This window comes from Streptomyces sp. NL15-2K, from assembly GCF_030551255.1.
Lineage (GTDB): Bacteria > Actinomycetota > Actinomycetes > Streptomycetales > Streptomycetaceae > Streptomyces.
Map to the genome: position 1 here is coordinate 1,215,047 of NZ_CP130630.1, position 24,203 is coordinate 1,239,249.

The 24,203-nt window shown below is 69.7% G+C and carries 7 protein-coding genes and 2 pseudogenes (1 of these 9 cut by a window edge); 4 read left to right on the forward strand and 5 right to left on the reverse strand.

Features of this window, described 5'->3' with window-relative positions; genetic code table 11:
* The 5 genes from Q4V64_RS04880 to Q4V64_RS04900 all read right to left on the reverse strand — a co-directional run.
* Positions 1-16,407 carry the start of a non-ribosomal peptide synthase/polyketide synthase gene (locus Q4V64_RS04880; RefSeq protein WP_303709019.1) on the reverse strand. 24,864 nt of this gene lie to the left of the window's left edge, so only the first 16,407 of its 41,271 coding nucleotides appear in the window; the start codon lies at positions 16,405-16,407; its stop codon lies off the left edge, out of view.
* Between the two features lie 301 nt (positions 16,408-16,708).
* Positions 16,709-17,185, reverse strand: coding sequence for a hypothetical protein (locus Q4V64_RS04885; protein ID WP_124437459.1), 477 nt, complete (start codon positions 17,183-17,185; stop codon positions 16,709-16,711).
* A 167-nt stretch (positions 17,186-17,352) separates the two neighbouring features.
* Positions 17,353-18,546, reverse strand: coding sequence for an ABC transporter permease (locus Q4V64_RS04890; RefSeq protein ID WP_124437460.1), 1,194 nt, complete (start codon positions 18,544-18,546; stop codon positions 17,353-17,355).
* Complete coding sequence (locus tag Q4V64_RS04895) at positions 18,543-19,271, reverse strand: ABC transporter ATP-binding protein (RefSeq protein WP_124437461.1); 729 nt, start codon at positions 19,269-19,271, stop codon at positions 18,543-18,545. Before Q4V64_RS04895 ends, Q4V64_RS04890 begins: the two co-directional genes overlap by 4 nt.
* Positions 19,268-20,467 (reverse strand): peptidoglycan-binding protein, encoded by a 1,200-nt coding sequence (locus tag Q4V64_RS04900; protein WP_124437462.1) that lies wholly within the window; start codon positions 20,465-20,467, stop codon positions 19,268-19,270. The genes Q4V64_RS04895 and Q4V64_RS04900 overlap by 4 nt, the downstream gene beginning before the upstream one ends.
* A 229-nt stretch (positions 20,468-20,696) precedes the next feature.
* On the opposite strand from Q4V64_RS04900, the gene Q4V64_RS04905 reads away from it, so the two are divergent.
* The 4 genes and pseudogenes from Q4V64_RS04905 to Q4V64_RS54745 form a co-directional block, all read left to right on the forward strand.
* Positions 20,697-22,625: an ABC transporter ATP-binding protein gene (locus Q4V64_RS04905; RefSeq protein WP_124437486.1), complete on the forward strand. Its 1,929-nt coding sequence runs from the start codon at positions 20,697-20,699 to the stop codon at positions 22,623-22,625.
* 25 nt (positions 22,626-22,650) lie between these two features.
* Complete coding sequence (locus Q4V64_RS04910) at positions 22,651-23,583, forward strand: TauD/TfdA family dioxygenase (RefSeq protein WP_253266724.1); 933 nt, start codon at positions 22,651-22,653, stop codon at positions 23,581-23,583.
* 199 nt (positions 23,584-23,782) lie between these two features.
* Positions 23,783-23,827: pseudogene (locus Q4V64_RS54740) on the forward strand (hypothetical protein); the annotation flags it as partial.
* 133 nt (positions 23,828-23,960) lie between these two features.
* Positions 23,961-24,080: pseudogene (locus tag Q4V64_RS54745) on the forward strand (transposase); the annotation flags it as partial.
* Positions 24,081-24,203 lie beyond the last annotated feature (123 nt).

Below are 24,203 nucleotides of genomic sequence, written 5' to 3' on the forward strand. Positions count from 1 at the left end.
CGCGTAATCCGCGTACTGCACCGGCAGCGGCTGCCACGCCGGGGCCTCGCCGCGCAGCCGTTCCGCATAGGCCGCCGACAGGTCGCGGCCCAGCAGACCGCGCGACCAGCCGTCGCTGGCGATGTGGTGCATCACCAGCATGAGCACCTGCTCGTCGTCACCGTCACGAGCGTCGTCGCTGTCGGGGCCCGCCTGGAACAGCCATGCCCGGATGGGCAGTTCGGCGGACAGGTCGAACGTGTGCTGCGCCGCCTGGCGTACGGCACCAGCAAGGCCCCCGGCCTCCATCCGGGTGACCTCCAGCCGCCAGTCCAGTTCCGCCGGGTCGAGAATCTGCTGGTACGGCTCTCCGTCCACGGCCGGGAAGACGGTACGCAGCGACTCGTGCCGGGCGATCACATCCCGGAACGCCTGCTCCAGCACCGCGGCGTCCACGTGGCCGGCCAGGCGGAGCGGCACCGGGAGGTTGTACGCCGGGCTCGGCCCCTCCAGCTGGGTCAGGAACCACAGGCGGCGCTGCGCGAACGACAAGGGCACCCGCTCCGGACGTGCCCCGGCCCGCAGGGGCATCCGCACCCGTCCCGTACCGCCCCCGGCCCCGTCGCCGGAGAGCCGGGCCGCAAGCCCGGCCACCGTCGGGGCCTCGAACAGCAGCCTCAACGGCAGTTCCACGTCCAGCACGAGCCGCACGCGCGACGCCAGCCGCACCGCCAGCAGCGAATGCCCGCCCAGGTCGAAGAAACTGTCGTCCACGCCGACCGCGTCCACGCCCAGGACCTCGGCGAACATCGTGCAGAGAATCTGCTCCTGCACGGTCGCCGGGGCGCGTCCCGCACCAGTCGCGTACTCAGGAGCCGGCAGCGCTCGCCGGTCCAGCTTGCCGTTGGCGGTCAGTGGCAGCTCGGCCAGTTCCACGACCGCGGCCGGGACCATGTACTCCGGCAGCCGCTCCGCGACGAAGTCGCGCAGCCCGCTGGTGTCGCTACTGGCATCAGTGCGGGCGGGCACCACGTAGGCCACCAGACGCCTGTCCCCGGACGTTTCCTCCCGTGCCACCACCGCCGCTTGTGACACGTCGGCGTGCGTGAGGAGCACGGCCTCGATCTCGCCGGGTTCGATGCGGAAGCCACGTACCTTGACCTGCTCGTCCGCCCGGCCGACGAACACGAGTTGCCCGTCGGGCGTCCATTTCACCAGGTCGCCGGTTCGGTACATCCGCTCACCGGACCCGGACGCGAACGGGCACGCCACGAACCGCTCGGCCGTCAGCCCAGGACGGCCGACATACCCGCGCGCCACCCCGGCACCGGCCACATACAACTCACCGGCCACCCCCACCGGCACCGGCTCCAGCGCGTCGTCCAGCGCGAAGACGCGGGTGTTGGCGATCGGCGTACCGATCGGCACCATCCCGTCGGCCACCGTCTGCGACGTCAGCTCAGTGGTCGCCACGCCGATCGTGGTCTCCGTCGGCCCGTAGTGGTTGAACACCCTACGGTCGCCATCGGCCGCCTCGATCAGCTCACCGACCCACCCGATCGGTGCGGCCTCGCCGCCCAGTACCACCGACCCCGCCGGCAGCAGCCGCTCCACGCCGGCCGCGCCAGTCAACGCCGCCAGATGCGACGGTACGGCCTTCATCGCGTCGATACGGTGCTCGGCCAGGTACCGCGCCACCGTCTCGGGCTCGGTCACGGTGTCCGGGTCCAGCACATGCAACTGCCCGCCGGTGGCCAGGCTGATGAAGACCGCCGTGTTGCCCAGGTCGGTCGCCTGGGGCTGAAGCAGGGCGTACCGCTTCCCCTCGCCGGTCCAACCGAAGCGGACGGACACCGAACCGACGTAGTTGGCCAGGGAACCGTGTGTCACCGCCACGCCCTTCGGCGTGCCCGTCGAACCGGATGTGTAGATCACGTACGCCAGTCCGGCCGGATCCCCTGCACCGATCGCCGTCGAGTCCGGGCAACTTGCCAGGGCGGCGGCGGTCTTCGGATCGTCCAACGCGACAACCGTCGTCGGCCCGGTCCGCAGATCGACCTCCGCCAGGACGTCCTCGGTGCCCAGCACCAGCTGCGCCCCGCTGTCGGCCACCATGAACGCCAGCCGCTCGGCGGGCAGCCGCGCGTCAAGCGGGAGGTATGCCGCTCCGGCCTTCCATACCGCCAGAATCGCCGTGATCACGTCCGTGCCGCGCGGCAGGCACAGCCCGACCACCGACTCGGCTCCCACGCCCAGGCCGCGCAGATAGTGCGCCAGCCGATTCGCTTTGCTCTCCAGCTCCCCGTATGAAACCTCACCCCCGTCACCCACCAGGGCCACGGAATCCGGCGCCGCCACTGCCCGCCGCCGGAACAACTCCACGACCGGCGAGTACGCAGTCGTCGTAGAGGTGTCATTCCATTCCGAAATCACCCGGCCTCGTTCGGCGGATTCCAGAATCGCCACCTCGGTCAGGGCGATTTCGAGATCCTCTTCCACGGCCTCGGTGAGGGCGGCTGCGAGATTCTTCGCCGCGGTGCAGAAAAGCCGGCCCACGGCGTGCGTGTCGATGGAACCGGCAGCCAGCAGGGTCAGACTCAGACCGCCGGCGCCCCGATCATTCACGGACACCGTCAGCGGGTAGTTGCTCCATTGCTGGGTGAGGAGCGTCCGCGCCCCCTCGGCAGACGGTGACCCGCCCTGTTCCCCTTCACCGCCACTTGCTATGTGCCGGTAATTGAAGAGGGAGGTGAAGAGCGGCGCGTTTCCTACGATCCCGCTGGCCTGCTGGGCCACCACCAGCGGGGCATGCTCGTGCTCCAGCAGCTCCGCCAGCTGGGCCCGCATGCCCTCGACCGCGGCCCGCACCCCGACCCGGCCACTGCGCACCCGTACGGGAAGGGTGTTGATGAACGGTCCCAGCACCCGGTCGGCACCCGCACCGGCATTCATCCGCCCGAACAACACCGTGCCGAACACCACGTCATCACGCCCGGACAACGCCGCCAGCACCCGCGCCCACACCACATGCAGCACCGTCGCCGTACTGACCCCCAGCTCCCGCGCCACCCCGCGCAACTCCGCAACGACCGCGTCAGGAACCGGAATCCGCTCAGACACCACATCGGCGCCGCCGGTACGAGCGTCCAACAGCCCGTACGGCGCGGTCGGCTCGGTCACATCACCCAGCAGCTCGGTGAAGAACCGCTCGTGTTCTTCCCGGGGCACCGCCCGCGTCTGCGCCACGAAATTCCGGAATGGCAGTGCCGGCGCCAATGCCTCCTCCTCACCGGCAAGCACCGCCCACAACTCCCGCATCAACACGTCCATTCCCAAGTGGTCCTGGACGATGTGATGCATCCGCACGAGCACGAGGAATCCATTGCCGCCATCGGGCAGCTCCGCCATATGAACGTCCATCAATGGCGCGTGCCGCACATCCATGGCCAGTCCGACGTGATTCAGCAGCGCGTCTACCGCATCCACCGCAACCAATGTGTGCTCGGAAAGCGGCAGTTCCACGTGGCGCCACACCACCTGGACGGGTTCGCGCAGCCCTTCCCACACAACTCCCGTGCGGTAAATGTCGTGCCGGTTCACCACCACTCGCAGTGCCTGGACGAACTCCTCCGCCCGAGCCCGGGAGTCGAGCTGCACCACCCGCCTCGTCACGTATTTGTCCTGGTCTTCACCGGCCAGCAGGTGGTGGAAGAGCATGCCTTCCTGGAGCGGGGCCAGTGGATAGATGTCGGCCACGTTCGCGGCCCCGCCGTCGACCGTCGCAAGCACCCGGTCGATCTCGGCCTGCGACAGCTCGACCAGCGGCAGCATGTCCGGCGTGATCTGCTCCGCACCGGCGGGGATCAGATTCTCCGGAACCTCCACCGACCCGACGCCGGCCGCGCCCGCCAAACCGGCCGGGGTGGGCGACTCGAACAGCGCCCGCACCGACACGGACACACCCCGAGCCCGCAACCGCTCAACGAGCCGCACCGCAAGCAGCGAATGCCCACCGAGCTGGAAGAAGTTGTCGTCGACCCCGACCCTCTCCACGCCCAGTACTTCGGCGAAGGTCGCGCAGAGAATCTCCTCCCGCACCGTGGCCGGGGCACGTCCCGCACCTGTGGCGTACTCCGGAGCCGGCAACGCCTGACGGTCCAGCTTGCCGTTCGCGGTCAACGGCAACTCCGCCAGCATGACGAACGCCGCCGGAACCATGTACTCCGGCAACCGCGAAGCCACCAACTCCCGCAGCCCACCGGCCTCCTGGCCAACCGGCACCACATACGCCACCAACGCGTCCTCACGAACCACGACGGCGGCCTGGGCGACGTCCGGACGCGTCAGCAGTACGGCCTCGATCTCACCGGGCTCGATACGGAAACCGCGCACCTTGACCTGCGCGTCGGCACGCCCGGCGAACACCAACTGCCCATCGGCAGTCCAGTGCGCCAGGTCCCCGGTCCGGTACATCCGCTCGCCACCAGAGCCGTACGGGCACGCCACAAACCGCTCACCCGTCAGCGACGGACGACGGACGTACCCCCGCGCCAGCCCGGCACCCGCCACATACAACTCACCCCTGACCCCGACCGGCACCGGCTGAAGTGCCTCGTCGAGAACGTACAAACGGGTATTGGCAATCGGCCGCCCGAACGGCACCGGACCCAAACGCCCCGCCTCCACCACCTCGGCCGCCACCATCACCGTCGCCTCAGTCGGCCCATAGGTGTTCACCAGCCGACGCCCCACCGACCAACGCCGCGCCGCCACCTCACTGATCGCCTCAGCACCCACCAACAGGGTCTCCACCCGTGCCAGATCCTCCGGCTCCAGCACCCCCAGCAACGACGGCACCACACTCGCCGCCCGCACCCCCACCAACTCCCGCAACCGCCGAGGCTGCTCCCGCTGCCCGTCACTGGCGACCCACAAAGCAGCACCGGACGACAACGCCACCGCCACATCCAACACCGACGCGTCAAAACTGAACGACGCGAACTGCAACACCCCAACCCCTGGACCCGCACCCATCACCGGACCGAACACACCCACCAAATTCGCCAACGAGGAATGCGAAACGGCCACACCCTTCGGCACACCCGTCGACCCCGACGTATAGATCACATACGCCAGATCACCCACCACACCCGGCGAGGCATCCGAAACGCCCGCCACCCCCGCGAGATCGTCCGAACCGATCACCACACCCACACCGGCATCAGCCAGCATGAACTCCACCCGCTCAGCCGGCAGCCCAGCATCGACCGGCAGATAAGCCGCCCCGGCCTTCCACACCCCCACAATCCCGACGATCATCTCCGCGCCACGCGGCAAACGCAGACCCACCACCGACTCCCGGCCCACACCCCGCCCCCGCAGCCAATTCGCCAGACGATTCGCCGCCGCATCCAACTCCCCATACGACAGCTCCACACCATCAGCCACCACCGCCACCGCACCCGGATCAGCGGCAGCCCACTCCTCGAACAACTCCACCACCGACACACCCGCCACACCCGACGCCGTGTCATTCCACTCAAAGAGGAGCCGGTCCCGCTCTCGCGGATCGAGGATGTCCACGTCACGCAGGGCCACGTCCGGGGAGCCGTCGAGCGTGTCGGTGAGGGCCGTGACCATGTTTTCAACGGCCGTGCGCATCAGTCGGCCGACCGCGCCCGGGTCGATCGAGCTGAACGACTGCACGTTGATGATCAGCTCTTCGCGGTCAAGGTCGTCCACGGCCACGCTCAGCGGATAGTTGGTCCTTTCCCTGACCAGCAGACTGCGGATGCCTTCGAACGCCCCGTGCCGTCCGGCATTGTCGGCTCCCCGCCATACGTGCCGGTAGTTGAACAGCGAGGTGAAGAGGGGCGCGTTGCCCGCGATCCCGCTGGCGCTCTGGGCGATGGCCAGCGGGGCATGCTCGTGCTCCAGCAACGCCGCCAGCTGGCCGCGCATCTGCTCGATCGCGGCTCGCACTCCGACGTCCCCGGTACGGACCCGCACCGGGAGGGTGTTGATGAACGGGCCCAGCACCCGGCCGGTGCCCTCGCCGGCGTTCATCCGCCCGAACAGCACGGTCCCGAAGACCACGTCGTCACGCCCGGTCAGCGCACCGAGTACCCGCGCCCACACCGCGTGCAGCACCGTGGCCAGGCTGACGCCGAGCCGCTGCGCGACGTCCCGCAGCTGGAGGACGACCTCTCGATCCACGGGAACCAGTTCGGAGATCGCATCCATGCCACCGCCACGCACATCGAGATGTCCGAAGGGCGCGGTCGGCTCGGTGACGTCACTGAGCAACTCCGCAAAGAAGCGCTCATGTTCGACCGTGGGGATTTCCCGGGTCCGGGCGACGATGTCGCGGAAGGGCAGCGGCGCGGGCAGCCGGTCCTGCCGCTCGGAGAGCATCGCCCGCAGCTCGTGGATCAGTACGTCCAGGCTCAGTCGGTCCTGGACCATGTGGTGCATCCGTACGAGGCCCAGCCACCGGCCGTCGGGCGCTGCCGCCACATGCAGGTCCATCAGCGGCGCGCGGCCCAGGTCCATCACGGAGCCCGCCGCGGCGAGCAGCGCGGTTGCCGGGTCGCCGTCGGCAGCGGCCAGGTCGTGCGTCACGACGGGCAGGACCGCGCGGCGCGACACCACCTGGACGGGCTCGCGCAGACCCTCCCACACCACGGCCGTGCGGTATATGTCGTGGCGGTCGACGACCTGTTGCAGTACGCGTGCGAACGAGTCCAGGCGTTCCCGCGTGTCGAACTCCATCACCTGCGCGGTGACGTAGACGTCTGTCCCGCCGTCGGCCAGCAGGTGGTGGAACAGCATGCCTTCCTGAAGCGGCGTCAGCGGGTACACGTCCGCGACGTTGGCCGCCCCGCCCTCCACCGCCGCCACGACCCGGTCGATCTCCGTCTGCGACAGCTCGACCAGCGACAGCATGCCGGGGGTGATCTGCTCCGCGTCGGCGGGGATGCGGTTCTCGGGCACCACGAAAGCCCCGGTGTCAGCCACACCTGCCAGGCCGGCCGGGGTCGGCGTCTCGAACAGCGCCCGCACCGGTACGGTGACGCCCCGCGCCCGCAGCCGCTCCACCAGCGACACCACCAGCAGCGAGTGTCCACCGAGCCGGAAGAAGTCGTCGTCCATCCCGACCACGTCCAACCCCAGGACCTGCGCGAACACTTCGCACAGGATCTCTTCCCGCACGGTTACGGGGCCCCTGCCCGCACCGGCGGTGTACTCCGGTGCGGGCAGCGCACGCCGGTCCAGTTTGCCGTTGACGGTGACCGGCAGCTCGGCCAGCGTGACGAACGCGGACGGGATCATGTACTCCGGGAGCCGCGCAGCCACCAACTCCCGCAGTCCGTCGGCCTCCTGGCCGGTCGGCACTACGTAGGCGACCAGTCGCTTGTCGCCCGGCACGTCCTCGCGGGCCACCACGGCGGCCTGACCCACACCCGGATGCTCCAGCAGTACGGCCTCGATCTCACCCGGCTCGATCCGGAACCCACGGATCTTCACCTGCTCGTCCGCCCGGCCCAGGAACACCAACTGGCCATCGCCGGTCCACTTCACCAAGTCCCCGGTCCGGTACATCCGCTCACCTGCCGACGCATACGGGCAGGCCACGAAACGCTCACCGGTCAGCGACGGGCGACCGACATACCCATGGGCCAACTGAACCCCGGACAGATACAACTCACCCGCAACCCCGACCGGCACCGGAGCCAGATACTCATCCAGCACGAAGACCCGGGTGTTGGCCACCGGCGCACCGATCGGCACCGGACCGTCTGTCTGCGCCGGATCGCACGCCCAGGCGGTGACATCCACCGCCGCCTCCGTCGGCCCATACAGGTTGTGCAACTCCACACCCACGAACGCCTCGAAGAACCGCGCCTGCGTGGGCAGGGACAACGCCTCGCCACTGCACACCACATGCCGCAGACTCCCCAGCCCACCAGCACCCACCTGCAAGAACGCATCCAGCATCGACGGCACGAAATGCACCACACTGACACACTGCTCACGGATCACATCCGCCACATAACCCGGATCACGGTGCCCACCGGGACGCGCGACCACCAGCGTCGCACCCCACACCACAGTCCCGACCAACTCCCACACCGACACGTCGAACACCGCCGGCGTCTTCTGCAACACCCGATCCCCCGCACCGATCCCATACCGATCCCGCATCCACACCAACCGGTTCACAACGCTCCGATGAGAGACCGCAACCCCCTTCGGCCGCCCCGTCGAACCCGACGTATAGATCACATACGCCGCCTGCCGCACATCCACCGAAACAGGCCCCGCAACAACCCCGCCCTGGCCTGTCGACACCCGGGCCACAGCCTCCGCATCATCCAGCACCACCACCGGCGCCGCATCCTCCAACAACAACGCCACCCGCTCCGCCGGATAACCCGGATCCACCGGCAGATACGCCGCCCCCGCCTTCAACACCCCCCACAACGCAACAACCAGCTCAACCCCACGCTCCAACACCACCGCCACCGTCGACCCCGCAACCACACCCCGACCGACCAGATGATGAGCCAGCCGCCCCGCCCGCACATCCAACTCCGCATACGACAACTCCACACCCTCAAACACCACCGCCACCGCATCCGGCGACCGCCGCACCCGCTCCTCGAACAACCCCACCAAGGACCCCGACTCCACCACCCCAGCCGTGTCATTCCACCCGACCAGCACCCGCTCCCGCTCACGCGTGTCCAGAACCTCGACCTCGTGCAGCCGAACACCCGGATCACCGACCACCGTCCCCAGCACCCGCACCAACCGCTCCGCGATCACCTCAACCGTCCCCGCGTCGAACAGATCCACCGACGCGCTCACCGAGCCATGCAACCCACCCGGACGACCCTGGTCGTCGAAGCTCTCGTGCAGGTGGACTTCAAGGTCGAACCGTGCCGCGGTCCCCGACCCGTCCAGCGGCTCGGTGTCGGCGTCGGGCAGTTCGAGTACGGCCCGTTCCACGTTCCGCAAGGTCAGCATCACCTGGAACAGCGGATGCCGGGCCAATGACCGTTCCGGAGCAAGCTCCTCCACCAACCGCTCGAACGGCACGTCCTGGTGGGCCAGAGCCCCGAGGCTCGCCTCCCGCACTCGGCCCAGCACAGCCCGGAACTCCGGATCACCCGACAGATCCGTCCGGATCACCAACGTATTGACGAAGAAGCCGATCAGATCGTCCAGCGCCTCATCGGTACGACCCGCCACCGCCGAGCCCACCGGGATGTCCGTCCCGGCCCCCAGCCGCGAGAGCGTCACCGCCAGCGCCGCCTGAAGCACCATGAACGCCGTCACGCCCTCGGCACGGGCCAGCTCCGCCAGACGCTCATGCACCTCCGCCGGCACCCGCACCGGCACCCGGTGACCCACATGGCTCGCCACCGCCGGCCGCGGCCGGTCCACCGGCAACGCCAACTCCTCAGGCGCACCGGCCAGCGCCTGCCGCCAGTACTCCACCTGCGCCGACAGCAAACTCCCCGGGTCGGACTCCTCCCCCAGCAACTCCCGCTGCCACAACGCGTAATCCGCGTACTGCACCGGCAGCGGCTCGAACGTCGGAGCCTCACCCCGCACCCGCGCCGCGTACGCCGCCGACAGGTCACGGCCCAGCGGGGCGTGGGACCAGCCGTCGGTGGCGATGTGGTGGATGACCAGCACCAAGGCACGGTCTTCGGGGGCCAGTTCGAGCAGCCATGCCCGGATCGGCAGCTCCGCCGACAGGTCGAACGTGTGGCTCGCGGCGTGCGCGACGGCGTCGGCCAGGGCGTCGGGCTCCACGTCGGTCACGGTGAGGTGCCAGTCGAGTTCGCGCGGGTCGAGGATCTGCTGGTACTGCTCGCCGTCGGCGGAGCGGTAGACGCTGCGCAGTGACTCGTGGCGCGCGATGACGTCCCGCAGCGCCGCTTCCAGCGCCCCGGCGTCCAGTGCGCCCGTCAGCCGGACCGCGAGGGGGATGTTGTACGTCGCGCTGGGTCCTTCTATCTGGCCCAGGAACCAGAGGCGTTGTTGCGCGAACGACAACGGCACCCGCTCCGGGCGCGTGGCGGCGCGGAGCGGCGGGCGGGCCCGGTCGCGGCGGGGGCCGGCGAGCCGTTCCGCCAGCCCGGCCACCGTCGGAGCCTCGAAGAGCGTCCTGATCCTGACTTCCGTGCCCAGCCGGGTCCGGATGCGGGACAGCAGCCGGATCGCGAGCAGGGAGTGGCCGCCGAGTTCGAAGAAGCTGTCGTCGACGCCGACCGTGGCCAGGCCGAGGACCTGGGCGAAGATTTCGCGGAGCGCCGTCTCGGTCTCGTTCGCCGGTTCCCGACCGGCGCCAGTGCTCGTGGCGTCCTCGGAGCCGGGGTCGGGCAGCGCCTTGCGGTCGAGCTTGCCGTTCGGCGTGAGCGGCAGTTCGGGGAGTACGACCTCCGCCGCGGGCACCATGTACTCGGGCAGCCGACGCGCGACGAACTCCCGCAGGTCACCGTCGACGGGCTCGGTGTCATCGAGGACGACGTAGGCGACCAGCCGTTGGTCGCCCGTACCGTCCGCGCGGGCGACCACCGCGGCGCGCGAGACGGCCGGGTGCTCCAGCAGGACGGCCTCGACCTCTCCCGGCTCGACGCGATAGCCGCGGATCTTCACCTGGGTGTCGACGCGGCCGACGAACACCAGTTGGCCGTCGGGCGTCCACTTCACCAGGTCGCCGGTGCGGTACATCCGCTCGCCGGACCCGGACCCGAACGGGCACGCCACGAACCGCTCGGCCGTCAGCCCCGCACGCCCCGCGTAGCCGCGCGCGAGCCCGGCACCGGTCACGTACAGCTCGCCGGCAACCCCCACCGGCACCGGCTGAAGCGCCTCGTCCAGCACGAACAGACGGGTGTTGGCGATCGGCGTACCGATCGGCATCACGCCACTGCGCGGCGACAACTCGGCCGTGGCCACGCCGATCGTGGTCTCGGTCGGCCCGTAGTGGTTGAACACCCGCCGTCCCCTGGGGGCAGCCGCCGCGACGACGTCGCGCAGCCACGCGGCCGGTGCGGCCTCCCCGCCGAGCACCAGGGACCGAGCCGGCAGTACGCCGTTCACCCCGGAGTCCGCGGACAGTGCGGCCAGGTGTGACGGCACCGCCTTGACGAAGTCGATCCGATGGTCCCGGAGATAGCCGGTCACGGCGGCCGGGTCGGTCACCGACTCGGCGTCCAGGATGTGCAGTTGGCCGCCGGTGGCCAGGCTGATGAAGACCACCGTGTTGCCCAGGTCGGTCACCTGCGGCTGGAGCAGGCCGTACCGCGCGCCCTCGCCCGTCCAGTCGAGCCGGTCGGACGCCGAGGCGACGTAGTTGGCCAGCGATCCGTGGGTGACCATGACGCCCTTGGGGGTGCCGGTCGAGCCGGACGTGTACATCACGTAGGCCAGGCCCGCAGGGTCCGGTGCGGTGGCCGGCTCGGAGGGCAGGGGCTCCGCGGCGGCCCCGGCGGACAGCGCCTCGTCGAGCCACACGACCGGCACACCCACCGACCGCTCCGCCTCCGCGAGCGCGGGACCTGTGTCGCGGTCCGTGAGGAGCACTCGCGTACCACTGTCGGCGAGCATGAACGCCCGGCGCTCGGAAGGAAGTTCGCGGTCAATGGGCAGGTAGGCCGCGCCGGCCTGCCACACGCCCAGGATCGCCGTGATCATCTCGGCGCCGCGCGGCAGGCACAGACCCACCACCGATTCGGGGCCCACGCCCAGCCCGCGCAGATGGCGGGCCAGCCGCCCGGCGGACGCGTCCAGCTCCCGGTACGTCACCTCTACGCCGCCGGCCACCAGGGCCGTCGCGTCCGGCGTCGCGGCCACCCGGTCCTGGAACAGGGAGGTGACCGCCGGGCGGGCGTCGGGCACCGCCGTGTCGTTCCACTGGCTGAGCACCCGGTCCCGTTCCCGGGCGTCGAGGACGTCCACAGCACGCAGCCGCACGTCCGCGCTCTCGGTAACCGCCCCCAGCACCCGGACGAACCAGCCCGCCATCCGCTCCGCCGTCTCGGCGTGGAACAGGTCTGCGGCGAGGGTCACTTGGGCGCGCAGCCCCGCCGGGTGCCCCTCGTCGTCGAACGTCTCACCGACGGTGAAGTGCAGGTCGTAGCGCGACGCGGAAGCCGCGACCGCGTCCGTCGTGCCAGCGCTTACGTCCACGCCGGGCAATGCCAGCTCGACGCGCTCGACGTTCTGCACGGTGAGCATCACCTGGAACAGCGGATGCCGGGCCAGCGACCGTTCCGGAGCCAGCTCCTCCACCAGCCGCTCGAACGGCACGTCCTGATGCGCGAAGGCCTCGAGGCTCGCCTCCCGCACCTGCGTCAGGACGTCCCGGAACTCCGGATTCCCCGACAGATCGGTGCGGATCACGAGTGTGTTGACGAAGGAACCGACCAGGTCCTCCAGCGCCTCGTCGGCGCGCCCCGCGACCGGGATGCCGATCGGTACGTCCGTCCCCGCGCCGAGCCGCGACAGCAGCAGCGCAAGGGCGGCCTGAAGGGTCATGTACGGGGTGACGCCCTCGGCGCGGGCGAGCTGCACCAGCCTCTGGTGGATGTCGGCCGGAACCGTGAACGGCACCCGGTGCCCGCGACGGCTCGCCACCGCAGGCCGCGGCAGATCCGTGGGCAGCGCCAGCTCGTCCGGCGCCCCGGCCAGCGTCCGCCGCCAGTAGTCGATCTGGGTCGCGAGCCGGCTGTCCGGATCGGCCTCGTCGCCCAGCAGTTCCCGCTGCCAGAGGGTGTAGTCGGTGTACTGCACCGGCAGCGGCTCCCACGCCGGGGCCTCGCCACGCGACCTCGCCTCGTACGCCACCGACAGGTCCCGGGCCAGCGGCCCCATCGACCAGCCGTCGGAGGCGATGTGATGCAGCACCACCACCAGAAGCCGATCGTCCGGTCCGGCCTCGAACAGCCAGGCCCGGACGGGCAGTTCGGCGGCAAGATCGAAGGCATACCTCATCGCCCGGCCCACGGCATCGGCCGACTCACCGGACTCCACCCTGGACACTTCCAGGTCCCAGTCGAGATCGTGCGGGTCGAGAATCTGCTGGTACGGCTCTCCGTCCACGGCCGGGAAGAGCGTCCGCAGCGACTCGTGCCGCGCGATCACATCCCGGAACGCCTCCGCCAGCACCGCGGCGTCCACCTCACCGCTCAGGTGGATCGGCGCCGCGATGTTGTACGCCGGGCTCGGCCCTTCGAGCTGGGCCAGGAACCACAGGCGGCGCTGCGCGAACGACAACGGCACCCGCTCCGGACGCGCCGCAGCCCGCAACGGCGTACGAACCTGCCCAGCCGCCTCGGCCAACCGTGCCGCCACCCCGGCGACCGTCGGCACCTCGAACAGCGCCCGTAGCGGCAATTCGATGCCCAGCACGGCACGTATCCGCGAGATCAGCCGCACGGCGAGGAGTGAGTGCCCGCCCAACGCGAAGAAGCCGTCGTCGACGCCGACCGACTCCAGTCCCAGGACGTCCGCGAAGGCCGCGCAGAGAATCTCTTCGTGGACGGTGGCCGGTGCGCGGCCCGGGCCGGTGACGTACTCCGGTGCCGGCAGGGCGCGTCGGTCCAGTTTGCCGTTGACGGTGACCGGCAGCTCGGCCAGCGTCACGAACGCGGAGGGAACCATGTACTCCGGCAACCGCCCGGCGGCGAACGCCAGCAGACCGTCGATTTCGTCAGGCTGAGCCGAAACGACGTAGGCGACCAGTCGCTTGTCGCCCGGTACGTCCTCGCGGGCCACCACCGCGACCTGACCCACACCCGGATGCTCCAGCAGTACGGCCTCGATCTCACCCGGCTCGATCCGGAACCCACGGATCTTCACCTGCTCGTCCGCCCGGCCCAGGAACACCAACTGGCCATCGCCGGTCCACTTCACCAAGTCCCCGGTCCGGTACATCCGCTCACCGCCCATGCCGTACGGGCAAGCCACGAAGCGCTCACCGGTCAGCGACGGGCGACCGACATACCCATGGGCCAACTGAACCCCGGACAGATACAACTCACCCGCAACCCCGACCGGCACCGGAACCAGATACTCATCCAGCACGAAGACCTGGGTGTTGGCCACCGGTTCGCCGATCGGCACCGGACCGTCTGTCTGCGCGGGATCGCACGCCCAGGCGGTGACGTCAACCGCCGCCTCCGTCGGCCCATACAGGTTGTGCAGTTCCACTCCGGTGAACGCCTCGAAGAACTGCTTCTGCGTGGGCAGGGACAACGCCTCGCCACTGCACACCACATGCCGCAGACTCCCCAGCCCACCAGCACCCGCCTGCAAGAACGCGTCCAGCATCGACGGCACGAAATGCACCACACTGACACACTGCTCACGGATCACATCCGCCACATAACCCGGATCACGGTGCCCACCGGGACGCGCGACCACCAGCGTCGCACCCCACACCACAGTCCCGACCAACTCCCACACCGACACGTCGAACACCGCCGGCGTCTTCTGCAACACCCGATCCCCCGCACCGATCCCATACCGATCCCGCATCCACACCAACCGGTTCACAACGCTCCGATGAGAGACCGCAACCCCCTTCGGCCGCCCCGTCGAACCCGACGTATAGATCACATACGCCGCCTGCCGCACATCCACCGAAACAGGCCCCGCAACAACCCCGCCCTGGCCTGTCGACACCCGGGCCACAGCCTCCGCATCATCCAGCACCACCACCGGCGCCGCATCCTCCAACAACAACGCCACCCGCTCCGCCGGATAACCCGGATCCACCGGCAGATACGCCGCCCCCGCCCTCAACACCCCCCACAACGCAACAACCAGCTCAACCCCACGCTCCAACACCACCGCCACCGTCGACCCCGCAACCACACCCCGACCGACCAGATGATGAGCCAGCCGCCCCGCCCGCACATCCAACTCCGCATACGACAACTCCACACCCTCAAACACCACCGCCACCGCATCCGGCGACCGCCGCACCCGAGCCGCAAACAACTCAGACAAAGTCCCCGACTCCACCACCCCAGCCGTGTCATTCCACCCGACCAGCACCCGCTCCCGCTCACCCGCACCCAGCACATCCACCGCATGCAGCCGAACACCCGGATCACCGACCACCGCCCCCAGCACCCGCTGGAACGACTCCGCGACCCTCGCCACCGTCGGCGCGTCGAACAGCGAGTCCGCTCCGACGAGGAAGCCGGTCAGCCCGTCGGGGCGGCCGTGCTCGTCGAACCGTTCCTCGATCATCAGTTCGAGGTCGAACCTGGCCACCGGCAGATTCGACGGCAGCGGCTCCACAGCGACCCCGGGCAGTTCCAGCACGGCCTCGGCCGCGTTCTGCACGGTCAGCATGACCTGGAACAGCGGGTGCCGGTTCAAGGACCGCTCGGGCGTCAGCGCCTCCACCAGCCGCTCGAACGGCACATCCTGGTGGGCCAGAGCGCCGAGGCTCGCCTCCCGCACCCGGCCCAGCACAGCACGGAACTCCGGATCACCCGACAAGTCCCCACGGATCACCAGGTTGTTGACGAAGAAGCCGATCAGATCGTCCAGCGCCTCATCGGTACGACCCGCCACCGCCGAACCCACCGGGATGTCCGTCCCGGCCCCCAGCCGCGAGAGCGTCACCGCCAGCGCCGCCTGAAGCACCATGAACGCCGTCACACTCTCAGCGCGGGCCAGCTCCGCCAGCCGCTGGTGCACCTCCGCCGGCACCCGCACCGGCACCCGGTGACCGAACGGGCTCGCCACCGCCGGCCGCGGCCGGTCCACCGGCAACGCCAACTCCTCAGGCGTATCGGCCAGTTGCCGCCGCCAGTAGTCCAGCTGGACCGAGATCCGGCTCTCCGGGTCGGACTCCTCTCCCAGCAACTCCCGCTGCCACAGCGCGTAATCCGCGTACTGCACCGGCAGCGGCTCCCACTCCGGAGCCTCGCCCCGCAGCCGCGCCGCATACGCCGCCGACAGGTCACGGCCCAGTGGGCGGTGGGACGAGGCGTCGGTGGCGATGTGGTGCAGGACCAGGATCAGTACGTGCTCGTCCGGCGCGGTGGTGAGCAGCGTCGCGCGGACGGGCACCTCGGAGGACAGGTCGAATGTGGCGCGGGCCGCCTCCTGGCGGGCGTCGGCGACATCCTCCGGCGCGACCTGCCGTACGGCCATTTCCCAGTCGAACTCGGCCGGATCGAGGATTCGCTGATAAGGCTCGCCGTCCACGTCGGGAAATACCGTGCGCAGCGATTCGTGGCGCTTCAGCAAATCCCGTATGGCCGCGTCGAGCGCTGCGACATTCAGCGGGCCGTGCATCACCAAGGTGATGACGTTGTTATAGGTGAGGCTCGAATTCTCCAGCCTGGCCAGGAACCAGAGCCGGCGCTGTGCGAACGACAACGGGATCATCAATGCCTCTCCTTTGCGCATCGAACGCACACCGCAGGTCCGCCCAGGCATATGTCCGGGCCCGGTCGGCTCGGTCATTCCAGCTCATCTGCGGATGTTGGGCAAGGCATGCCCAAATGGAAGGAGAGGGTGCTGTTCAACCGAGGCGATTACGCAGTTGAACAAGGCCTGGTATGGCCCGGGCGGAACGCGGTTCGGCCGCGGTTCCGCCCGGTCGTTCCGGGCTGGACCGCGGCCGATGCCGACACGCGAGCGAGGTGGCCCCGCTTTCCGGGAGGTTCCCCGGGGGCCTCCACCACGGTCAGTTCTGCTCGCCCCCAACCTGCTTGTTGCAGTAGGAGAACGCCTCGACGAGCTTCTCCTGGGAGACTCCGGAGCCCTCGACGCTGATGTCCAGGGTGCCGGGCTTGGGGTCCTTGGCGTTCACGCCCTGGCCGCGCAGGCACTCGGCCTTCTTCAGGACGCGGTCCTGGTCGGCTTCCGTGATGTCCTCGTTGGCGTCGTCGCTGGGGGCGTACTTCGCGCAGGCCGCCCGTGCCGCTTCGTGTTCGGCGCTGGAACCGGAGACGGGGACCATTTCCCCGCCGCCCTCTCCGGGAGCCGCGTCGGGGACCTCGACGCCTTGCTTCTTCATGCAGTTGGCGAACTTCTCCATGCGGTCCTGGTCGGCCTGCGAGGCGCCGGCCCCGTTGTTGGACGAGTCGTCACCGCCGCACGCGGTCATCCCGAACATGGCGGCGGCCGCGAGGGCCACCGCGGCGAAAGTCTGTGTCTTCATGCTCACCACAGTGGCCGCCGGGAGGTTTCCCGCCGGTGACCGTCGTCGTTAACCGGTCTCTTACGAGAGCTGGCGGGGTTGGGTCGGCATACGAAAAGCGGGGTGCCCCCGTGTCCGCGTGAGCGGGCACGGGGGCACCCCTGGTGACCGGCCGGGGGATGTACCGGTCAGCTTGTGGCGAGCGCCTCGGTGGGCGTCAGGTTGGCGGCTCGGCGTGCCGGATACACGCCGGCCAGGGCGCCGATGGTGACGGCGGCGAGGGCACCGCCGACGATGGCCTGGCCGGGCAGGGCGAGGGGCCAGTCGCGGTAGACGGCGTAACCGAGGCAGGTGGCCAGTCCGATGAGCACTCCCGCGGCGCCGCCGAGCGCCGACAGGGTCACGGACTCGGTGAGGAACTGGAGCCGGATCTGTCCGCGCGTTGCGCCGAGCGAACGGCGCAGTCCGATTTCCTGGCGCCGCTCCAGCACGGAGATGACCATGATGTTGGCGATGCCGACGCCGCCGGCCAGCAGGGCGATGGCGCCGAGGCCGAAGAACAGCGCGTTGAAGGTGCGTTCGGCGGCGGCCTGGGCGGTCAGCGCGTCCGAGGGGCGGCTGATCTGGACCTCTTCCGGGTGCTGGGGGTTGACGGTGTAGCCGAGCACGCTGCGCACGGCCCCCACGGTCTCCTCGGTGGAGCGTTCGTAGAGGGTGGTGACGTTGCCGTCGAATCCGAGCCGTTCCGCGTACGACCAGCCGATGAGGGCGGAGCGGTCGATCTCGGGGGCGAGGGCGACCTCTTCGAGGACGCCGACGACCTTGAACCACTGTCCGTCGATGTAGACGTGCGCGCCGGCGCGGTCGATGCCGAGCCGTTCGGCGGCGGTCGAGCCGAGTACGACGGACGGGTACTGGCTGGTGGCGGCGTTGAGGAAGGCGCCGGACTGCACGGTGCCGCCGAGAGTGCCGAGCAGGTTGGTGCGGGTGGCCTGGACGGCAATGCCGCTGGTCGTCGCGGAGGAGATTTTGTCGGTGCGGCGGGCGGTCGCGTCCTCCACCAGGCCGGTCGCCGACACTCCGGTGACGCCGGGGATGCGGGAGACCATGCTCTCGGCGTTCTCGGGCAGAGTCGAGTCCTTGCCGGTGAGTGTCGTTCCGGGTTCGACGGTCAGCAGGTTGGTGCCGAGTTGCTCGATCTCCTCCATGAGCGCGGCTCGGCTGACGGTGCTGATGCCGACGAGGCCGATCATGGCGGCGACGCCGATGGCGATGCCGAGCGCGGACAGTACGGCGCGCAGTGGCCGGCCGCGCAGCCCTTCGAGGCCGACGGAGGCCAGGTCGCCGGCGCGCAGCCGGGCCGGTTCGGGCAGGGCTTTCATGCCGGTACCCCCGTATCGGCGTGGAGTTGGCCGTCGCGGATCTCCAGGCGGCGCGGCAGTGAGGCCGCGACCTCCAGGTCGTGGGTGATCACTACGACGGCGGTGCCGTCGCGGTTCAGTTCGCCGAGCAGGTCGAGCACGCCGGCGCCGGACGCCGTGTCGAGGTTGCCGGTCGGTTCGTCGGCGAGCAGCAGCGGCGGGTTGCCTACGACGGCGCGGGCGATCGCGGCGCGCTGTTTCTCGCCGCCGGACATCTGGTTGGGGCGGTGGTCGAGGCGGTGTCCGAGGCCGACGCGTTCCAGCGCGGCCTGGGCCCGCTTGCGCCGTTCCCGTGGCGGGATGCCGTGGTAGAGCAGCCCGGTGGCGACGTTGTCGACGGCGGACAGGTGAGGGGTGAGGAAGAACTGCTGGAACACGAACCCGATCCAGCGGGCGCGTACCGCGGCGAGCCGCCGGTCGGGCAGTTTGGCGACGTCGTGTCCCTGGATGAGGACGCGGCCGGTGGTCGGCTTGTCCAGCGTCCCCATCAGGTTCAGCAGTGACGACTTTCCGGAGCCGGACGGGCCGAGGATCGCGACGAGTTCGCCGGGGTGGACGGCGAGGGACACGTGGCGCACCGCGCGTACGCCGCCGGGGTATTCCTTGGTGGCGTTGTCGACCGCGATGACCGGGGTGGTGCCCGGACCGCTCGTTCCCCCGGCGGTGGTGCGGGTGGTGTCGCTCATGATTTGGGCACCTGCACCTTCATGCCCGGCGTGAGGTTCCCCGTCACCTCGACGTTGTCGCCTTCGAAGATGCCGAGTTTCACGGGCACGGCGCGGACGGTCCCGGCGGCGGTCACGACGTTCACCTCGTAGCTGCCGTCCGCGGACGCCAGCAGCGCGTTGACCGGTACGGCCAGCGCGTTCTTGTGCTCGGTGCTGGTGAAGCCGACTGTGGCCGGGGCGCCGTCCAGGTCACCGGCGCTCTTCTTGTTGTCGAGGGTGATGTAGACGGGGATGGTGGCGTTCTGGGTGCCTTCGCCGGTCTGCGACTGGGCGTTGGTGTCGCCGGCGGTCGCGACCTTGCCGATGGAGGAGACACGGCCGGTGGTGGTCTTCCCGCCCGGCAGGGTCACCTTCACCTTGGCGCCCTTCTTGGCCATGTCCTGGTCGCTGACGGGCAGGTCGACGGTGATGCGCCGTTCGGTGCCGCTGGCGGTGAGCACCTCGCCGGCGGCGGGGGTGCCCAGGATCGCGCTGATTTTGGTGACCCGGATCTCGCCGGTCTGCATCACCACGTCGCCGGGCTTGACCACGCCGGACTCGGTCACGTTCAGGTCGTCCTGCCACTCCTTGACGGCTCTGGCGGTGGACGTGCTGAAGGTGCGGTCGACGCTGAGGTAGTCGCCGTAGCCGAGCGAGGTCAGGTTGCGCTCCAGCTCCAGCACGTCGTAGCCACGCGTCATCCCCACTTTCAACTCCCGCCAGAACGGGGTGGTTCCGATGAACAGCGGTACGTCGTGGCCGTCCTTGCCGTAGACCCTGTCGCCGCGCCTGATGACGTCGCCGGCGGCGGGCAGCGCGGTGATGCGTCCGCCGCCCTCGGCGAGCACGGGGCGGCTGCCCGTGTAGCCGAGCGTGCCGTCGACATCGGTGGTGTTGACCATGTCGGTGCGGACCACTTCCGCCGTCGGCAGTGTGGAGGTCTTCGCCGTCTTCGTGCCGCCTTCGTCCTGCGCCGCGTACACCACGCCCGCCGCTCCGACCGCGAGCACCACGGTCCCGCCCACCAGTACCCGGAACACCCGGCGGCGTCGGCGCTTCGACGCCTGCGCCTCCTCGTGCTGCTGCTCCTGCGTCCGCTCCGGCTCCGGTTCCTGCGTCCGCTCCGGCTCCGGTTCCTGCTGCCGCGCCGGGGCCGTGGCCTCAGGCTCGCTCATGGCTGGGCCTCCGTGTTGACATCGTCTGCATGTGTTCAGGCTGGGGTGCGGCAGGTTTCCCGGCGGTTAGCGCATCGTGTTGGGACCTCGGGACCGGGTGTTCAACTGTGGCGATGCCGTGGTTGGACAGCCGGTCGCAACCGCCGGGGCAGTGCACGCGTTCCCAGCCCTTGGCTTCGCGGGTACGGTCGCTAACCGTCAGCCTCGGCCGGAAGGAAATTTCGTGGCCATGATGGGCGGCCCGCGCATGGGCCCGATGCCGCTGGGCGTCGACAGCTCGATCACCAAGCAGAGGATCACGCCCGGCACGGTGCGGCGCATCGTCCCGTTCGCCCTGCGGTACCGCTGGTCGCTGGCAGTGGTCATGCTGATGACGGCCGTGAGCGCGACCATCACGGCGACGAGCCCGCTGCTGCTGAAGGTGATCATCGACGACGGGATCACACCGGGCAGGAAAGGGCTCGTGGTGGGGCTGGCCGTGGCCATCGCTGCGCTGTCGCTGGTGGACGTGCTGGCGATTTTCACGCAGACCTGGTTCTCGGGCCGGGTCGGCCAGGGCATCGTCTTCGACCTGCGCTGCCGGGTGTTCGAGCACGTCCAGCGGCAGCCGCTGGCGTTCTTCACCCGCGCGCAGACGGGCGCCCTGGTCAGCAGGCTCAACACGGATGTGGTGGGGGCGCAGCAGGCGATCACGACGCTGCTGTCGCAGACGGTGTCGACGCTGCTGACGCTGGTTCTGGTGCTGGCAATGATGTTCTACCTGTCGTGGCAGATCACCGTGGCCGCTCTGGTGGTGGTGCCGTTCTTCCTGCTGCCCGCGAAGCTGGTGGGCCGCAGGCTCCAGCGGCTGACCCGGCAGGGCATGGGGCTGAACGCCGACATGGGCTCGATGATGAACGAGCGGTTCAACGTGTCCGGCGCGATGCTGGCGAAGCTGTACGGCCGGCCGGACGAGGAGGCCGAGCGGTTCGCGCGCAAGGCGTCCCAGGTGCGGGACGTCGCCGTCACGACGGCGGTGTGGGGGCGGATGCTGTTCGTGATCATGACGCTGATCGCCGGGGTGACCAGCGCGCTGGTCTACGGCCTCGGCGGCGTGCTCACCATCGACGGCGGGCTCCAGATCGGCACCCTGGTGGCGATGGTGACGCTGCTGATGCGGCTGTACGGGCCGCTCAACCAGCTGTCCAACATGCAGGTCAACGTCATGATCGCGTTGGTCAGTTTCGACCGTGTCTTCGAGGTGCTGGACCTGAAGCCGCTCATCGACGAGGCGCCGGCCGCCCGGCCGTTGCCCGCCGATACCGACGCCACCCCGGACATCGAGTTCGACGGGGTGGCGTTCCGGTATCCGGCCGCCGACGAGGTGTCGCTGGCCTCCCTGGAGACGATCGCGTTGCCGTCGCCGGAGCGCGGCGACAACGCCGTGGTCCTGGACGGGGTGAGCTTCCGGGCTCCCGCCGGAAAGCTCACCGCGCTGGTGGGCCCGTCGGGCGCCGGCAAGACCACGGTCACCAATCTGGTTCCGCGGCTGTACGACCCCATGGCGGGGACGGTGCGCATCGGCGGTCACGACGTACGGGAGCTGACGCTGCGCTCCCTGCACGACACGGTCGGCATCGTCACCCAGGACGCGCACATGTTTCACGACACGATCCGGGCCAACCTGCTGTACGCCCGGCCGGACGCCGGTGAGGACGAGCTGGTCGCGGCGTGCGAGGCGGCCAGGATCTGGGAGACGGTCTCGGCGCTACCGGACGGTCTGGACACGGTGGTCGGCGACCGCGGGTACCGGCTGTCCGGCGGTGAGAAGCAGCGCGTCGCGCTGGCCCGGCTGCTGCTGAAGTCGCCGCCGGTCGTCATCCTCGACGAGGCCACCGCGCACCTGGACTCCGAGTCGGAGGCGGCGATCCAACGAGCACTCAGGACCGCGCTGTCGGGCCGTACGTCGCTGGTCATCGCCCACCGGCTGGCCACGATCCTGGAGGCCGACCAGATCCTCGTCCTGGACGGCGGCCGCATACGTGAACGGGGCACCCACGGCGAACTGCTGGCCGCCGACGGCCTCTACGCCGAGCTGTACCGCACGCAGTTCGCCGGCCAGGTCCCCAACGGCACGCCGAACGGTCCGGACAAGAAGGCGAAGAAGGCAAGGATTTAGCCACCGCGGGTTGGGGAGGGACGTGTTGGACGACACCTGGCAGCCGTACGAGATCACCAGTGACGAAGCCGGTGCGCCGGAACTCGGCGTTCTGCTGGACGAGTTGGGCGCGGGGCGGCTGACCGAGCTGCTCGTGGAGCACAAGGCGCTCGTCTTCAGGGGTTTCGGTGTCACGCCGGACGCCGTGGACGCGGTGTTCGCCCGGCTGGTGCCGGACCGCCTGCCGTATGTGCACGGCAACTCTCCGCGCACCAAGGTCGGCGGCAACCTCTACACGTCGACCGAGTATCCGCAGCAGTACACGATCTCCATGCACAACGAGCTGAGTTACGCCCACCGCTGGCCCACCCGGCTCGCGTTCTACTGCGAGAAGGCGGCGGAGCGGGGCGGTGCGACCCCGGTGCTGGACGGTGAGCTGTGGCTGGGCTCGCTGGACGCGGAGGTCCGGGACGCGTTCGCGGGCGGCATTCGTTATGTCCAGAACCTGCACGACGGGCTCGGATTCGGGAAGAGCTGGCAGGACACCTTCGAGACGGACGACCGCCGGGCGGTCGAGGCGTTTCTGCGGGAGTCGCGGGCCGAGTGGGAGTGGAACGAGGACGGCCTGCGCGTCGTCCAGCTCCGTCCCGCCACGGTGAAGCACCCGGTGACCGGTGCCGAGGTCTGGTTCAACCAGGCGGACCAGTGGCATCCGGCGGGGCTCGGCGACGAGGCGTCGGCGGAGCTGTACGACATCCTCACGCCGGACGAGTTCCCGCAGTACGTGACGTTCGCCGACGGCACGCCGATCCCGGACGCGTACATCACGCAGATCCTCGGCCGTGGGCTGGAGCACGCCGTGGACGTCGACTGGCGCGACGGCGACGTACTGCTCATCGACAACGTCCTGCTCGCGCACGGCCGGCGGCCGTTCGAAGGGACGCGGCGGGTACTGGTGGCCCTGTCGGACACTGACTGACTTCGGCCTTTCAGGGTTCGGATCTGTGTCGGGACCGGTGACGTGGTCCGTCCGAGCTGGTACGCCGGAGGCATGCGGTATCCGGACGGGGGGCGGGCTGACCGCCGAGCAGCGCAGGCGCCGGGAAGAGGTCCGGACTCGGGCCGTTGACCTCTTCGAGGAGGGCGTGGCGGACGACCAGGTGTGGACCGCCGCCCGGGTGCGCACGCTGATCGGGCGGAAGTTCCACATCTCCTACAGCGTCTCCGGGGTCACCCGGCTGCTGCACCGGATGGGCCGCAGCGTACAGATCGGGCGAGCGTCGCTCACTGGGCGAGAAGGACTACATCCACCTGCTGGATGGCGCCCACCAACTGCTGAAGGCCCCGCCGATCGTGGTGTGGGACCGGCTGAGCACCCACATCTCCAAGACGATGAAGGCACTTGTTGCCGAGCGGGACTGGCTGACAGTGGTCCTGCTGCCCGGGTACGCGCCCGACCTCAACCCGGTGGAGAGCCTGTGGGCGCACATCAAGCGGAGCCTGGCCAACCTGGCCGCCCGCACCCTCAGCGAGCTGGAGACTCTGCTCCGCAGGCGGCTCAAGGCGCCCCGCAGGCCATGTGCCCTGCGGGGCCTGCCG

What these genes read in the sequence shown, in the direction of transcription:
- Q4V64_RS04885 (WP_124437459.1), bottom strand. Translation starts at nt 17,185, where the DNA reads ATGAAGACACAGACTTTCGCCGCGGTGGCCCTCGCGGCCGCCGCCATG.
- Q4V64_RS04890 (WP_124437460.1), bottom strand. Translation starts at nt 18,546, where the DNA reads ATGAAAGCCCTGCCCGAACCGGCCCGGCTGCGCGCCGGCGACCTGGCC.
- Q4V64_RS04895 (WP_124437461.1), bottom strand. Translation starts at nt 19,271, where the DNA reads ATGAGCGACACCACCCGCACCACCGCCGGGGGAACGAGCGGTCCGGGC.
- Q4V64_RS04900 (WP_124437462.1), bottom strand. Translation starts at nt 20,467, where the DNA reads ATGAGCGAGCCTGAGGCCACGGCCCCGGCGCGGCAGCAGGAACCGGAG.
- Q4V64_RS04905 (WP_124437486.1), top strand. Translation starts at nt 20,697, where the DNA reads ATGATGGGCGGCCCGCGCATGGGCCCGATGCCGCTGGGCGTCGACAGC.